Below are 14,856 nucleotides of genomic sequence, written 5' to 3'. Positions count from 1 at the left end.
TATGGTAAGCGGAATGTGAATGAGAATACGTGTTCGAACTTTGATCTTGATCAGGTCTGGGGTTTTTCGGCGACGAAGGCGAGGTTGTTTGCTGGCATGTCGATCAACCCAATAACATTCAGTCCCTGTGCGCACATTTCCGCCGCGATGTCCTCGTCATTCTTGTAGCCGATTTCGCCGTCTTGCTGCACCAACGCGTCATGGAAACGTTGATCCCCGTCACTGGTGAGAGTCCCCGATCGCATGAACGGCCCATAGAGGACAAAGCGCCCTTCTGGTGACAGGGTAAGTGCGGCCTCTGAGATCAGCGTTTGGGTCTCTCGCCAACTGATCAAGTGGGTCAGGTTGATCAACACGATCAGGTCCTGCCCGGCGAAGTGTTGGTGCCACCCGTCAGACGTCGCGTCCAGTGCAGCGGCGTCCGTGGTATTGGGCAGATCTCGGCAATACGCGTTAATGCTGGCGCGCCGCTCTGGGTCGACTTCTGTTGGTTGCCAGTGAAGCTGTGGTAGGCGCTGTGCGAAGGCGCTGACATGCTGTCCGGTGCCGCTGGCTATTTCCAACGCCCGACCTTGGGTGGGTGCCCACCGCACCAAGAGGTCGCACAGCACGTCTGAATTACGGGACGCAGCGGGTGCAACTAGCCGTCCATCTTCGCCTTCGGTGGCAACACTGGCATTTGAAGGCAGGTTTCGTTTCCTCATTGGCATAACCTTTCCGGTTTCAGAGCCCGAACACTGGCGTCATCCAATTCGGGCATGTGGCCGGTCGCAAGATCGGCCACCAGCTTCGATGCGGCTGGGGCAGTCTGGAACCCATACCCTCCCTGACCAGCGGACCAGATAAATGTTGGATCTACGGGATCAGGGCCAAGAACCAGCGTGCCGTCAGGCGCAAAGCTGCGCAAACCAGCCCAGTTGGCCTCGACCCGAGTGACAGGTTCGGTAACCATCTCTTCATATCTGGCCAGACCTTCGGCCAGAACCATGTCGTCAGCATACGCATCGTGTGGAGGGACCGGATCAGCCTCGGACGGTGAGACAATCAGTTTCCCGGCATCGGGTTTCGCATACCAGGCCTCCTGTACGCCCAGAAGCATCGGCCATTCGCGCAGGTTGTGACCGGCCGGGGCCGGCAATCGTGCCATCGACCGACGGCGAGGTGAAATGCCGATTGGGGCAATACCAGCCATGATTGCAATTTCATCGACCCACGGGCCTGCTGCATTCACAATATTTCGGGAATCGTAAGTCTGCCCGGCGCTGACAATCCAGTGTCTGTCTTTGTGTATGGCTGTGACCTTGTTTCTGGTCAGGACCTTTCCGCCATTGGCACGGATCACACGGGCAAAGTCCTGCAATAGCCTGTCGGTATCAATATCAAACGCACCGTCGCTGATCGCGGTAAACCCCACTGAATCAGGGTTCAGGATTGGAACGCGGTCACGGGCTTCTGCAACGGGCAATACCTGCATGTTCAAATCGACCACATCGCGGGCGAATACGTCTTGCTGGTTTTTTCCTCCGATCAGCATCAGGCCCCTCGGCGTGAGGTATCCACCATTTTCTGCGGCCAGAAACTCTGCACTTGCCTTGTTCAGCGCGACGACCGAGTCAGGACCGTAGCTTTCTTCAAACAACGCCGCCGACCGCCCAGAGGCGTGATACCCAAGCACGTCTTCTGCCTCGAGCACGATGACCTTACCGTGAAGTGACAGCCGCGCGCCTGCGCTGAGACCTGCTATTCCGCCGCCGATGATCAGGAAATCAATCATTTAACCCCTTTGCGATGCGCATGGCGCTTTATTTGCGAAAGTGTCAGCGAACTTTAAGCAGGGTTGAATTTGCGCATCAACCCATCCAAACAAGGATCAACCAATTAGAGGAGGGCAGGGTGAGTACCGCAGACCTACACCCAATGGCCACGGGGCATATTCCGTCCTATGTGACACAGGCGGATGGCAGTGATTTTCTTTTGACGTTTATGTTTTTTTTCACGGTTGGGGTCATCATCCTGATTGGTGTGGGCTATTTCACACTCCATTCGATCCCGGAAAAAATTGCGCATGAATCCAACCACCCTCAGTTTCAGCTAGTGGGCATTCTGGCGCTGCTGGCGCTGTTCACTCATAATGGGCTGTTCTGGGTTGCCGCTATTCTGGTGGCCGGGTTCCAGTTCCCTGACGTTGCAGCACCGCTTAGGGCGATTGCCGATGCGATCCGATCTTTGGGCAAGCCCGAGGCCCAACCTTCCGAGCCGCCCGTGCAGCAGGAGCCGTAAGTTATGCTTGAGACGTTGATGTGCGCACTGATTACGGTGCTGCCTGACTATTTGTTCCGCCGCTATGTGCAGGGCAAGCGGATCGGTCATGAGATCACGCTGTTCACCATGTGGTATGAGCTGCGCTGGGGCCTGACCACCTGTGCCATTCTGGCGCTGACCGTGATCACCACGCTGTTCTACTTTCACCCGGCCAGCAAAACAGCGGCCTCGTATTTCCGGACGGTGACGATCCTGCCGCAGTTGGGCGGTCGCGTATCCGAGGTTTATGTGACGAATAACCAGCAGGTTGTCGCAGGTCAGCCGATCTTTCGGATCGAGGACTTCACCCAAACCGCCATGGTCGAGGCCGCCCGGGCAGAAATTGCGCAGGTGCAGGCGTCCTTGAAAGTGGCCGAGACTGATCTGGCCGAAGCTGAGGCGGGAATCGCTGGCGCCAAGGCTGCGCTGGATCAGTCGCTGGAGGACCTTGAGCGTAACACTACCCTGCGGGACGAAGGCTCCAGTGCGGTGCGCCTGGCCGAGATTGACCGGCTGGAAAACCTTGTGGCCGAGCGTGAGGCACAATTGGTTGCTGCCCAAGCGCGGCGTGCGGCTGTGCGGCAGCAGATCGAAGAGCTGATCCCGGCGCAAATGGCCAGTGCCACTGCGCAACTGGACGCCGCAATGACCGAGCTGGAAAAGACCGTGATCAACGCGGGCGTCACTGGCCGGGTGGAACAGTTTGGCTTGCAGGTCGGCGACTACGTCAGTCCGCTATTGCGGCCAGCGGGTATCCTTGTTCCCTCGCAGTCGGGCCATAACCGGTTTCAGGCGGCGTTCAACCAAATGTCAGCGCAGGTCATCAAGCCCGGCATGATCGGAGAGCTGGGTTGCATGACCAAACCTTTCACCGTGATCCCCATGGTGGTGGTTCAAGTGCAAGACGTGATCCCTTCGGGCCAAATTCGGCCTACCGACGAGTTGCGAGATGTTCAGACAAATACAGTCCCGGGATCTGTTCTGGTTTACATGGAGCCGCTCTACAAAGGCACGGCCGATGACATCCCACCGGGCAGTAATTGCCTTGCGAATGTCTATACCGACAATCACGAACGGCTAGAGCACGAAGAGTTGGGCTTTTGGCAATCAGCCGCCCTGCATGTGATCGACACGATCGGAGTGGTCCACGCTGCAGGCCTGCGCCTGCGCTTGATCCTGATGCCGGTGAATACGCTGGTGCTGACGGGGCACTGATTTCAACTTAGTCTGGCCGGGTACACGTTATCCGGCCAGACCGTTGCGGTGCAGCCCCGCAAAAACCTTTTCGTTACGGGCGTCGTCGTAGGGCCGCCAGTCCCGCATCCGGTCGACATAACCCTCGGACAGGCCTTCGCAGGCGGCCAGAGCTTCTTGCGCTTCACCCACGCGGTCCAAGGCGGCAAGGCAGATGGCGCGGCGATACAGCATGTTGGGATCGTTGGGGCGCACATTGACGGCGCGATCTGCCCAGTCCAACGCTTCGATATTTTCACCCGCAACCAGATACATTCGGGCAATTGCCCAGAAATAGAATCCGCGGTCAGGTTCCCGCGGAGACAAGGCCAGAGCCTTGCGTATTTCCTCGACTGCCTGTGGGCCGATACTGGGATCGGCAAGTTCGGACCGGTTGAAATAGGCCAGTTTAGCGCGTGTGAAAAAGGGGTTAAGGCGGATCGCGTATTCCAATTCCTTGAGGCTTAACGCTTTTTCTCCCTGCCAGACATAGGCTGTCGACATCACATAATGCGCAAACGGAGATTTATTTGCTAGCTCCAGCCCCTTTTGCGCAGCGGCCATCCCCTTGTCCAAAACATCCTTTGAGCGTTCGGACGCACCAAACCCATATTCCTTAAGATAGGCCCATCCCAACCCAGCCCAGGCCTCACCATAGTCTTCATCCAGTGCCACAGCGGACTGAAACTCAATCTGTGCCGCTTGCAAATCTTCCAGCCCAGGCTTTCTAAGTCCCGACATCCCCCTCAGGTACCTTTCCCATGCCCCCAGATGGTCGGGGCGTTTGCGGCGAATGCGGTCGATCTCGCCCTCGACCAGCTCGGTGTCCAATGCGGTAACAACACGCAGGGTGATGTCGTCCTGAATCTCAAACACATCTTCGAACGGCCGGTCGTATTTCTCGGACCAGAGGGCAAGTCCGGTCGATCCCTCGATATATTCCACGGTCACCCGTACCCGTGGACCCGACCGGCGCAGTGTTCCGGTCACAAGGTATTGCGCCCCCAGGACCCTCGCAGCGTCTTCGACACTCAGTTCTGGGTTCAGGGACAGGCTGGACGCACCCGAAACAACCGGCACTCGACCCATCTGTTGCAGCCCCGAGATGATGTCTTCAGCCAGCCCTTCGGCAAAAAAGGCATGTCCGGGATCGGGGGAGTGATTCTGGAAAGGTAATACCGCAAGGGTCGGCGGCCCGGTTCGGATCGCAGGTTGGGACGGCACGGGCGATATCCCTTCGGCCTGCCAGCGAAACACGGTCAGAGGGCGCGAGATGTTCTTGAGTTGATGTTGACCATCATGTGTCAGGTTTTTTGTCTTACCCTGCGGCAGCGCATCGACAAATGCCAGCGAGGCGGCCAGTCCCCCGGCGTGGCAAAGCCCTTCCAACCGGGCGGCAATATTGACGCCGTCACCCAGAATGTCCTGATCGTCAACGAACACATCCCCAAGATGTGCCCCAATGCGCAGCAGAATGCGCGCGTCCGGTGGCTGCTGCCGGGCCTGGGCTGCGGCCTCGGCCTGAATGCGCATCGCAGCGGTTAGCGCCGCTTCAGGCTCCGGGAATTCGGCCAGAAAGCCGTCGCCCATCGTTTTGACCAATCGCCCCTGATTTTGATCCAAAGCGGGAGAAATGATCGCGTTCCGCAGTTCGCGTACAGCGCGCAGGGTTCCGACCTCATCGGTTTCTGTCAGATGGGCGTAGCCCAACACATCCATGGCCAGAATGGCGGCACGTCTTTTGCCGTCCAGAAAATCCTCCATCGGCGATCCCTCGCAAGCCGTGCCTTGGGCTATCTTACGCGGTTTGCGCCATGAATGCATGACAAGAAAAAAGCCCGCCAAACGAGGCGGGCTTTGTCTCACACTATATACGCGTGGCTTACTGCGGAATTTCGCCCTCCAGCCCCTCGACGTAGAAGTTCATGCCAGCCAGTGTGCCGTCATCGGCGGTTTCGCCGTCCGCCAGCCAGTCGCTGCCGTCCTGCTTTTTGATCGGGCCGGTGAAGGGGTGGTATTCACCAGCAGCCATTGCGGCTTTCAAAGCCAGCGCTTCTTCTTTGACGTCAGCAGGCACTGCGTCGGAGATCTCACCGATTGCGACCATGCCTTCGCGGATACCATCCCAGGTGTTCGCGCTTTCCCAGGTTCCGTCCATCACGGCCTTGGTCCGGGCGATATAGTAGGGGGCCCAGTCATCAATGATCGACGATACGCGCGGGAAGGGGGCGTATTCGCTCATGTCCGACGCCTGACCAAAGGTGACAACATTGCCGGCCTCTTGCGCGGCGGCCTGCGGCGCGGTCGAGTCGGTGTGCTGCAGGATCACGTCTGCGCCCTGTTCGATCAGAACGGTGGCAGCGTCAGCTTCTTTTGCGGGGTCGAACCAGGTGTAGGCCCAGACAATCTTGAATTCGACATCCGGGTTCACGGCCTTGGCGTGCAGATAGGCCGAGTTGATGCCGCGGATCACTTCGGGGATCGGGTACGAGCCGATATACCCGATGATGTTCGACTTGGTCATTTTGCCCGCGATGTGACCCTGTACGGCGCGGCCCTCGTAGAAGCGGGCCGAGTAGACCGAGACGTTGGGCGCGGTTTTATAGCCGGTCGCGTGCTCGAACTTCACGTCGGGGAATTTCTTGGCAACGTTGATCGTCGGGTCCATGTAGCCGAACGAAGTGGTAAAGATCAGGTCCGCGCCTTCCAGCGCCATCTGTGTCATTACGCGTTCCGCATCCGGGCCTTCGGGGACGGATTCAACGAAGACGGTTTCAACCTTGTCACCGAATTCCTCTTCAACGGCCAGACGGCCCTTGTTGTGCTCATACGTCCAGCCGCCGTCGCCTACGGGGCCGACATAGACAAAGCCGACCTTGGTTTTGTCTTCGGCCATGGCGCCTGTCGCCAGACCCAGCGCCATTGCCGCGCTTGTCAGAAGTGAAGTGAATTTCATGTAGTTACTCCCCAAGTTGGTTCAGTTGGCCTCTAGTGCGAGGCATGGAAGGTCCGGCCCAGTGAGGCAGGTGCGCTGCTCTTGTCGGCCGAAAGGATCACAAGCACAAGGATCGTGATGATATAGGGCGACATTGCCAGATACTCGACAGGAATGGCAACGCCTGCTGCCTGCAAATTAAGCTGCAACACGGTGATACCGCCGAACAAATAGGCACCCAGCAAAGCGCGCCACGGTTTCCAACTGGCGAAGACCACCAGCGCAAGGGCGATCCAGCCGACACCGGCCGTCATGCCCTCGGTCCATTGCGGCACGCGAATAAGGCTGATGTAAGCGCCACCCAGACCCGCGCAGGCGCCGCCGAACAAGATCGCCATGATACGGATCTTGATGACCTTGTAGCCAAGCGCGTGGGCCGCGTCGTGGTTTTCGCCGACCGCGCGCAGGATCAGGCCGACGCGGGTGTATTTCAGCGTGGCCCAAACCGCCGCAGTCAGAGCAATTCCGACGTAAAGGATCGGGTCGTGCTGGAACAGGATCGGGCCGATAACCGGGATATCGCTGATCAGCGGGATGTGAATATCCCCCATGCTGGGCGGTTTGATCCCCACATAGCTTTGACCCAGAAGGGCGCTGAAACCCAATCCAAACAAGGTGAGCGCAAGGCCACTGGCAACCTGGTTGGCCAACGCAACCTGCGTCAGCAGCACAAACAACAGGGACAGTACCGCGCCGCCGATCGCCGCAGCGATAAAGCCCAGCCAAGGTGATCCGGTCTCGACCGAGATTGCAAAACCGCTGATTGCGCCGACGATCATCATGCCCTCGACACCGAGGTTTAGAACACCTGCTTTTTCGACGACCAGCTCTCCGATCGCGGCCAAAAGCAGGGGGGTTGCGGCCACCATCAAAGAGGCGACCAAGAGGACGGGGTTGATTTCACCAAGGTCCATTACGCTACCTCGCTACGGGCCGCACGGATGCGGTAGTTGGTCAAAAGATCGAAGGCCAGCAGGAAGAACAGAAGCATCCCCTGGAACACCTGAATGGCGGCGGCAGGCAGGCCAAGCTGGGACTGCGCGATTTCACCACCGATATAGGTCAGCGCCATCAGGCCACCGGCCAGCAGGATACCCACCGGGTGCAGACGACCGAGAAAGGCCACAATGATCGCGGTGAAGCCATAGCCGACGTTGAAGTCGATGCTGACCACACCTGAAGGTCCCGAAACCTCGAACATTCCGGCCAGTCCTGCCAATGCGCCGGAAACGCCCAAGCAAAACAGGATCAGGCGGGCCGGGTTCACGCCTGCGAATTTCGCAGCGCGCGGTGCCTCACCCGTCAGGCGGATGTGAAAGCCCAGCATGTGACGGTTGAGCAGGACATAGGCAAAGATCACGGCGATCAGCGCTGTCACCACACCCCAGTGCATCCCGGACCCGGCGATCAGTTCCGCGTTATGCGCACTGTCATAGGCTTGCAGGTTACGCGATCCGGGAAAGCCGAACCCTTCGGGGTTTTTCAGCAGACCCAGCGAAACCGAGGCCAGCATCTGTTCGGCCACATAGACCAGCATCAGCGAAACAAGGATTTCATTGGTGCCAAAGCGAACCTTCAGAAAGGCAGGGATCATTGCCCAGAGCCAGCCACCGAACGCACCGGCAATCACCATGATCGGAAAGATGTAGAACGCGTCCAGCGGATAAAAGGCCAGACCTGCACCTGCGCCAAAGATGGCGCCCATGATGTACTGCCCTTCGGCGCCGATATTCCAGATACCGGCCCGAAAGCCCAGCGACAGGCCAATGGCGATCAGCACCAGCGGCGCACCTTTCACAAGAAGTTGCGGGCGGTAGTAAAAGGCGAACTCACCAAACAGCGGTTCCCAGAAAATGGTACCGATGGCTTCGACCGGGTTCTTACCCAAAATGGCGAACAGGATGCCGCCGAAAAGCATGGTCGCCACTACCGCGACCAGAGGGGTGGCATAAGACCACGCCTTGGACGGCTGAGGCCGTTTCTCCAACACTATCATCTACTCACACCCCCGTTTTCATCTTTTTCTGTAATGCTTTAGACATGGGCTACCTCCATGCCGTGTGCGCCACCCATCATCAGGCCGATTTCGTCTACCGTCAGCCCAGTGGTCGGGCGGGGTGCGCTTAGTCGTCCTTCGTTTAAGGCCGCGAAACTGTCTGAGATTTCCATCAGTTCATCCAGATCCTGACTGATGCAGATGACCGCTGTGCCCTTGGCCGCCAGGTCCAGAATGGCCTGCCGGATCGAGGCTGCCGCCGCCGCGTCCACACCCCAAGTGGGTTGGTTCACGACCAGAACGTCCGGGTTTTGCAGAACTTCGCGTCCGATCACGAATTTCTGCAGGTTCCCGCCCGATAGCGATCGCGCGGCGTTCTCTGGCCCCGGCGTGCGTACGTCGAACGCCTCGATAATCTTTTCCGCAAAGTTCTTGGTGTCGGCCCACTTCAGGAACCCATTGCTTTCCAGTCCTTCGCGGACAGAACCCGTCAGCAGGGCGTTTTCCGTCAGGCTCATGTCCGGTGCGGCCGCGTGGCCCAGACGTTCTTCGGGCGCGGTCAGCACGCCCAGCTTGCGTCGCGCGGTGGGGCCAAGCTTGCCAATCGGTTGGCCGTTGAACTTGATCGCATCAGCTGTTGTCTGGATTTCACCCGACAAAACGCCCAGTAGTTCGTCCTGACCGTTCCCGGCGACACCACCAATGCCCAGAACCTCGCCCTTGCGGACGGTCATGTGTACATTGCGCAGCGCCGTGCCAAACTCGGAAGGCGAGGGCACCGACAATCCGCTTACATCCAGCGCGACGTCGCCAAATTCTCGGCCACCGCGTTCAGGTGTTTGTAGGGTCGAGCCCACCATCATTTCAGCCATGTCACGGGCCGAGGTTTCAGCCGGAACACATTCGCCGACGTTCTTGCCCAGCCGCAGAATTGTGGCGTGATCGCAGAGCGTGCGGATCTCTTCCAGCTTGTGCGAAATATACAGGATCGAGGTGCCCTCGGACCGCAGTTTGTTCAGGGTCTCAAACAGGATCTCGACCTCTTGCGGGGTCAGAACCGATGTGGGTTCGTCCATGATCAGCAGCTTGGGATCCTGCAACAGACAGCGGATGATCTCGACCCGCTGACGTTCGCCCGCCGACAGATCGCCGACGGTGCGAAACGGGTCCAGAGGCAGGCCGTATGTTTCGGACACTTCGCGGATACGCGAGGCCAGATCGCCCATTGGCGGCGGGTTTTCCATCCCCAGCGCAATGTTTTCGGCCACGTTCAGCGCGTCAAACAACGAGAAATGCTGGAATACCATCGCGATCCCGTCAGCCCGCGCCGCACGCGGTTCGGGTGGTGCAAAGGGCTGGCCGCGCAGCAGCATCGTGCCGCTGTCGGGTTTCACCAGCCCATAGATCATTTTCACCAGCGTGGATTTGCCCGCGCCATTCTCGCCCAACAGGGCGTGAACTTCGCCTTCGCCGATGTCAAAAGACACCTGATCATTGGCCACGACGCCGGGATAGGCTTTAGTCAGCCCTTGTAAGCTTAGGAGTGGAGTGGTCACGCGCTCAGGTCCTTCTTCAACTCGTTCTGCCGGGCGGGGCGCAGCAATTGTGCTGCGACACCAACGGCGATCATCTGCGGGTGTTTGCCCAGACCGGGGTCACCGATGGGGCAGGTGATCCGGCTAATCCGTTCGGGCGAGTGCCCAAGGGCGGCCAGCCGCGACCGGAATCGCGCCCACTTCGTAGCCGAGCCGATCAGCCCGGCAAAGCCGAAACCGTGCGTCAGCAAACGGTTGCAAAGTTCCAGGTCCAGATTGTGGGAATAAGTCAGAACCAAATGCTCGGCATCACGCGGGGCATGACGGACAAGTTCGGCGGGTTTTGCGGCGGGTACAGCCGTAACAGATGCCGGGATATCGCCGGGAAACCGTTCCGGGCCGGTATCGACCCATGTGATTGCCAGCTCAGGCAGCGGTGACAGAACATCGACCAATGCGCGCCCGACATGGCCAGCGCCCCAAATCCACAGCTTGCGGGTCGGTTTGTGGACGGGCTCAACCATCCAACCGTCAAGAAGGTGGGGCTGTGGAACTGTTCCTTGTCCGCGTACCTGTGCCATCAACCGTTTGACTGACAAGGGCATTTCGGCGCCGGACGCTGAACGTGCGATGATCGTGTCGTCCAGCGCGTTCACTGCATCAAGGTCATAGACCTCGGTCAATAACGAGACTGCGCCACCGCAGCATTGCCCAAGATCGGGACCAAGCGCGTGCTGCGTCAGACGGGACGGCACAGTTTGAGTGCGCGCCGTTTCTGCTGCTTGATATTCCAGCGTGCCACCGCCGATCGTGCCGGATTGCCCGCCCTGCCAGACCAGCATGGCGGCACCGACTTCGCGCGGGGATGACCCCTTGATCGCAGCGATGACGACCCGGGTGACTTTCCCGTGGGTGTTGACCGCCTCCCTCAAAGCCTCAAGGTCAAATCCCATCAGATGTCTCCCTTCATCCGTTGAATGCCATGCCAGACCTGTTCAGCCGTGGCGGGGGCATCCAGCGCGGGATAGCTGTCTCCGCACGCGGCGACCGCATTCGACAGCGCCAGCCATGCCGAGATACCCAGCATAAATGGTGGCTCACCCACCGCTTTCGAGCGATAGATTGTGTCCTCGCGGTTCTCGCCATTCCAAAGCGCTACGTTGAAAATGTCGGGCCGATCCGAACAGGCCGGGATCTTGTAGGTCGAGGGGGCGTGCGTGCGTAGATTGCCCTTGCCGTCCCAGACCAGCTCCTCGGTCGTCAGCCATCCCGCGCCCTGCACGTAGCCGCCTTCGACCTGCCCGATGTCCAACGCCGGGTTCAGCGATGCGCCCGCGTCATGCAGGATATCGGTGCGCAGGATGCGGTTCTCACCGGTCAGAGTGTCCACCGCGACCTCGGTGATCGAGGCCCCATATGCGAAGTAGAAAAACGGGCGCCCACGGCCTGCGATCCTGTCCCATTCGATCTTGGGAGTTTTGTAGTACCCCGTGGCGGACAGGCTAATCCGGCCCTGATAGGCCAGCGCCGCTGCCTCGGCAAAGGTATAGCGTTCTTCGCCGACCGAAACGTGGCCATCCGTGAAGGCGACTGTCGACGGATCGGCCTGATGCCGCTCGGCCAGATAGTCAGCCATCCGGTCACGGATCGTGTCGCAGGCGGCTTTGACGGCCATGCCGTTCAGATCACTGCCCGAGGATGCCGCAGTTGCCGATGTATTCGGCACCTTGGCGGTGTCGGTTGCGGTGATCTTGACCATGTCCAACGGAATCCCGAACCGTGACGCAGCCACTTGCGCGACCTTCTGGAACAGGCCCTGTCCCATCTCGGTACCGCCATGGTTCAGATGGACCGAGCCGTCCTGATACACATGCACCAGCGCGCCCGCCTGATTGAGGTGGGTCAGCGTGAAGGAAATCCCGAACTTCACCGGAGAAAAGGCGATGCCCTTCTTGATCACGCTGTTCTCGGCATTCCATTTTTCTATCGCTGCCTTGCGCGCCGCATAGTCACTGGATTTCAGCAACGCTGCGGTCATGCCGTGCAGCTCAAAATCGCTGACTTCCATGCCGTAAGGCGTGGTATTGCCGCCAGCGGGAAGAGGGCGCAAAGGCGTGTCGCCCATCTCAACAGCGCCGCGGCTGGTCAGGTCTTCATGCGGGTCGGGATGGCCGAGTGGTTTGTCGGCTGGTTCACCTTCGACCACCTTGTGCGCGGGTTCATAGTAGTTCCGGCGTCGCAGTTCCACAGGGTCCAATCCAAGCGCATGCGCGGCGTGATCCATCACGCGTTCGATCCCGACCATACCCTGAGGGCCACCGAACCCGCGATAGGCGGTGGCGGATTGGGTGTTTGTTTTCAGTCGGTGGCTTTCAATCCGCGCGTTGGGCAACAGATAGGCGTTGTCGGAATGCAGCATCGCGCGGTCCGCCACGGGCAGGGACAAGTCCTGCGCCCAGCCGCAGATGGCGTGGTGCAGGAACGATACGCCCTGAATATGACCGTTATCATCGAACCCGGCTTTGTAGGAAATACGGAAGGCATGGCGTTTGCCGGTGATGATCATGTCATCATCGCGATCATAGCGCATCTTGCAGGCCTTACCCGTCGCACGCGCGGCCACGGCACATGCTACGGCCAAAGCGTTGCCCTGACTTTCCTTGCCGCCAAAGCCGCCACCCATCCGGCGGGTTTCCACGCGAACAGCGTGCATTGGAACGCCCAAAGCGTCGGCTACCTTGTGCTGAATCTCGGTCGGGTGCTGGGTCGAGCTGTGGACCAGCATGTCCGCGCCCTCGTTCGGCACGGCAAGTGCCGCCTGGCCTTCCAGATAGAAATGCTCCTGCCCGCCGAGTTCAAACGACCCTTCGATTACATGAGCCGCGTCCGCAATGGCCGCACCCGCGTCGCCCTTGGCATAAACGCGCGGACCGTCCTCGAACCGGCTGTCGGCGGCCAGTGCATCTTCGATTGTAAGGATCGGAGTTTCCTCAGCATAGTCGATCTTGCCCAGACGCGCGGCCTTTCGCGCGGCCAGATGGCTGGTGGCGACGACTAGAAATACCGGCTGACCGACATAGTGAACGGTTCCGTCCGACAGCAGCGGTTCATCATGGATTGAAGGTGAGACATCGTTGGCAAAAGGCAGGTCATCAGCCGTCATGACCATGACAACCCCATCAGCCGCTTTTACAGCCGACAGGTCCATGCCTGATATCTTGCCCTTGGCGATCGGGCTGAGGCCAAAGGCCAGGTGCAGGCTGCCCTTGGGTGTGGGGATGTCGTCCACGTACCGCGCAGAGCCAGAAACATGCAGTGGGGCTGCGTCGTGGGGGAGGGGTTTGGTCACGCTCATGCCGACACCTCCAACACGTTGGTCACTTCGCCCTGATCTTCGAGGAAATAGCGCTCGAGCATCGCTTTAGCGGTTTCCAGACGATAAGTGGCCGAGGCGCGCATGTCCGTGAGTGGTTGGTAGTCGTCGGCAAAGGCAGGCAGCGCGGCCTGAATGGTCGCAGCGGTCCATTGTTTACCGATCAATGCGGCCTCGACATGGGTTGCCCGTTTCGGCGTGCCGGCCATTCCGCCAAACGCGATCCGCGCTTGGGTTACGGTGCCCTCTGAAACGGTGATATTGAAACATCCGCAGACGGCCGAGATATCCTGATCGAACCGCTTGCTGAGCTTGTATGCCTTTAGGCGGTCCGCCTGTCGCGGGAAGCTGACGGCCTCAACGAATTCTCCGGGTGCGCGGTCTTGTTTGCCGTAGTCGATGAAGAAGTCTTCCAGCGGCATCGAGCGTCGCTCGTCGGCTTTGCGCAGATGCAAAGTTGCGCCAAGGGCAATCAAGGCAGGCGGGTTGTCCCCGATGGGCGATCCGTTGGCGATATTACCCCCCACGGTCGCGGCGTGGCGGACCTGTACGCTGGCATAACGACGGATCATCTCGGCGTAAGAGGGGTGGAGGTCGCTCAGAGCCGCGCCCATCCGGTTCATGTCGACCATGGCGCCGAAACGAATTTCTTCGTCGGTGATCGTGATCTGTTTCAAGTCTTCGCAGCGGCTAAGGAAAATCACCGGGTCGAGATCACGCAGTTGTTTGGTAACCCAAAGGCCCACATCCGTGGCTCCGGCGACCAACGTCGCATCGGGGTATTGCGCATAAAGCTCTGCCAGTTCGTCGGCGGAGTTGGGGAGGTAGGGGGGCTCTGCCCCCCGGCCTGCGACCTCCCCCCGAAGTATTTTTGAACAAGAGAAGGTTTGGTCGCCGGTGATCCATTCCGGGACGGGGTGCTGTTCGGCGGCCTCGGCTGCGCGGATGATTGGGGCATAGCCGGTGCAGCGGCAGAGGTTGCCAGCAAGCTGCGTATCGTGGTCGGTTGTGCCATTTGCGTGGCTTGCGACCATCGACATCACAAAACCGGGGGTGCAGAAGCCGCATTGCGATCCGTGCAGGTCGACCATGGCCTGTTGCACCGGGTGGGCGTCACCATTTGGGCTGCTGGCGCCTTCGACAGTGCGTACCGCTTTGCCATGCAGTTGCGGGAGGAACAGGATACAGGAGTTCAGCGCCTTCGCGCCGCCCTCATCCGTGACCATGACGGTGCAGGCCCCGCAATCGCCTTCGTTGCAGCCCTCTTTGGTGCCGGTCAGGCTGCGATCGTCGCGCAGCCAGTCCAGCAGGGTGGCCGTCGGATCAACATCCGACAGCTCCACTGTCTCTCCGTTCAGAAGAAACGTGATATCCATTCGTGAAACCCGTCGCCTTACCCGGTTGCGCCCTTGGGTGCCCTCCT

12 protein-coding genes are annotated in these 14,856 nt (G+C 59.5%); 2 read left to right on the top strand and 10 right to left on the bottom strand.

Annotation, left to right across the window (positions count from 1 at the left end):
• Nucleotides 1-50 precede the first annotated feature (50 nt).
• Entirely contained in the window at nt 51-704 is a 654-nt protein-coding gene (locus GOV88_RS20040) for a DUF938 domain-containing protein (RefSeq protein ID WP_171241502.1), read from the bottom strand.
• A complete protein-coding gene (locus tag GOV88_RS20035; protein WP_171241501.1) occupies nt 701-1,774 on the bottom strand; it encodes an FAD-binding oxidoreductase in 1,074 nt (357 codons plus the stop codon). Before GOV88_RS20035 ends, GOV88_RS20040 begins: the two co-directional genes overlap by 4 nt.
• A gap of 143 nt (nt 1,775-1,917) precedes the next feature.
• Between GOV88_RS20035 and GOV88_RS20030 the strand changes: the two genes are divergently transcribed.
• Together GOV88_RS20030 and GOV88_RS20025 are read left to right on the top strand one after the other, a co-directional pair.
• Entirely contained in the window at nt 1,918-2,280 is a 363-nt protein-coding gene (locus tag GOV88_RS20030; RefSeq protein ID WP_171127034.1) for a hypothetical protein, read from the top strand.
• Between the two features lie 3 nt (nt 2,281-2,283).
• Nucleotides 2,284-3,516, top strand: coding sequence for an HlyD family secretion protein (locus GOV88_RS20025; protein ID WP_171241500.1), 1,233 nt, complete (start codon nt 2,284-2,286; stop codon nt 3,514-3,516).
• Between the two features lie 27 nt (nt 3,517-3,543).
• Here GOV88_RS20025 and GOV88_RS20020 read toward each other — a convergent pair whose 3' ends face one another.
• From GOV88_RS20020 to xdhA, 8 genes are all read right to left on the bottom strand, one after another.
• Nucleotides 3,544-5,298: an adenylate/guanylate cyclase domain-containing protein gene (locus GOV88_RS20020; protein ID WP_171241499.1), complete on the bottom strand. Its 1,755-nt coding sequence runs from the start codon at nt 5,296-5,298 to the stop codon at nt 3,544-3,546.
• 118 nt (nt 5,299-5,416) lie between these two features.
• The gene (locus GOV88_RS20015; protein ID WP_171120145.1) at nt 5,417-6,490 is read right to left on the bottom strand and encodes a BMP family ABC transporter substrate-binding protein; all 1,074 of its coding nucleotides are present in this window, start codon (nt 6,488-6,490) and stop codon (nt 5,417-5,419) included.
• Nucleotides 6,491-6,522: 32 nt separating this feature from the next.
• On the bottom strand, nt 6,523-7,443 hold the full coding sequence (locus GOV88_RS20010; RefSeq protein WP_170384942.1) for an ABC transporter permease: 921 nt from the start codon (nt 7,441-7,443) through the stop codon (nt 6,523-6,525).
• Nucleotides 7,443-8,525, bottom strand: coding sequence for an ABC transporter permease (locus GOV88_RS20005; RefSeq protein WP_171120147.1), 1,083 nt, complete (start codon nt 8,523-8,525; stop codon nt 7,443-7,445). The genes GOV88_RS20010 and GOV88_RS20005 overlap by 1 nt, the downstream gene beginning before the upstream one ends.
• A 38-nt stretch (nt 8,526-8,563) precedes the next feature.
• Nucleotides 8,564-10,081 carry an ABC transporter ATP-binding protein gene (locus tag GOV88_RS20000; RefSeq protein ID WP_171120149.1) on the bottom strand — a complete coding sequence of 506 codons (1,518 nt, stop codon included), beginning with the start codon at nt 10,079-10,081 and terminating at the stop codon, nt 8,564-8,566.
• Nucleotides 10,078-11,013, bottom strand: a complete 936-nt coding sequence (gene xdhC / locus GOV88_RS19995) for a xanthine dehydrogenase accessory protein XdhC (protein ID WP_171241498.1) — start codon at nt 11,011-11,013, stop codon at nt 10,078-10,080. The genes GOV88_RS20000 and xdhC overlap by 4 nt, the downstream gene beginning before the upstream one ends.
• On the bottom strand, nt 11,013-13,415 hold the full coding sequence (gene xdhB, locus GOV88_RS19990) for a xanthine dehydrogenase molybdopterin binding subunit (protein ID WP_171241497.1): 2,403 nt from the start codon (nt 13,413-13,415) through the stop codon (nt 11,013-11,015). The genes xdhC and xdhB overlap by 1 nt, the downstream gene beginning before the upstream one ends.
• Entirely contained in the window at nt 13,412-14,809 is a 1,398-nt protein-coding gene (gene xdhA, locus GOV88_RS19985; protein ID WP_171241496.1) for a xanthine dehydrogenase small subunit, read from the bottom strand. The genes xdhB and xdhA overlap by 4 nt, the downstream gene beginning before the upstream one ends.
• Nucleotides 14,810-14,856 lie beyond the last annotated feature (47 nt).

Source organism: Ruegeria sp. HKCCA5491 (assembly GCF_013034565.1).
Taxonomy (GTDB): Bacteria; Pseudomonadota; Alphaproteobacteria; order Rhodobacterales; family Rhodobacteraceae; genus Ruegeria.
Note: the sequence above shows the minus strand (reverse complement) of the source record. Positions and strands in the feature narration are given on the sequence as shown.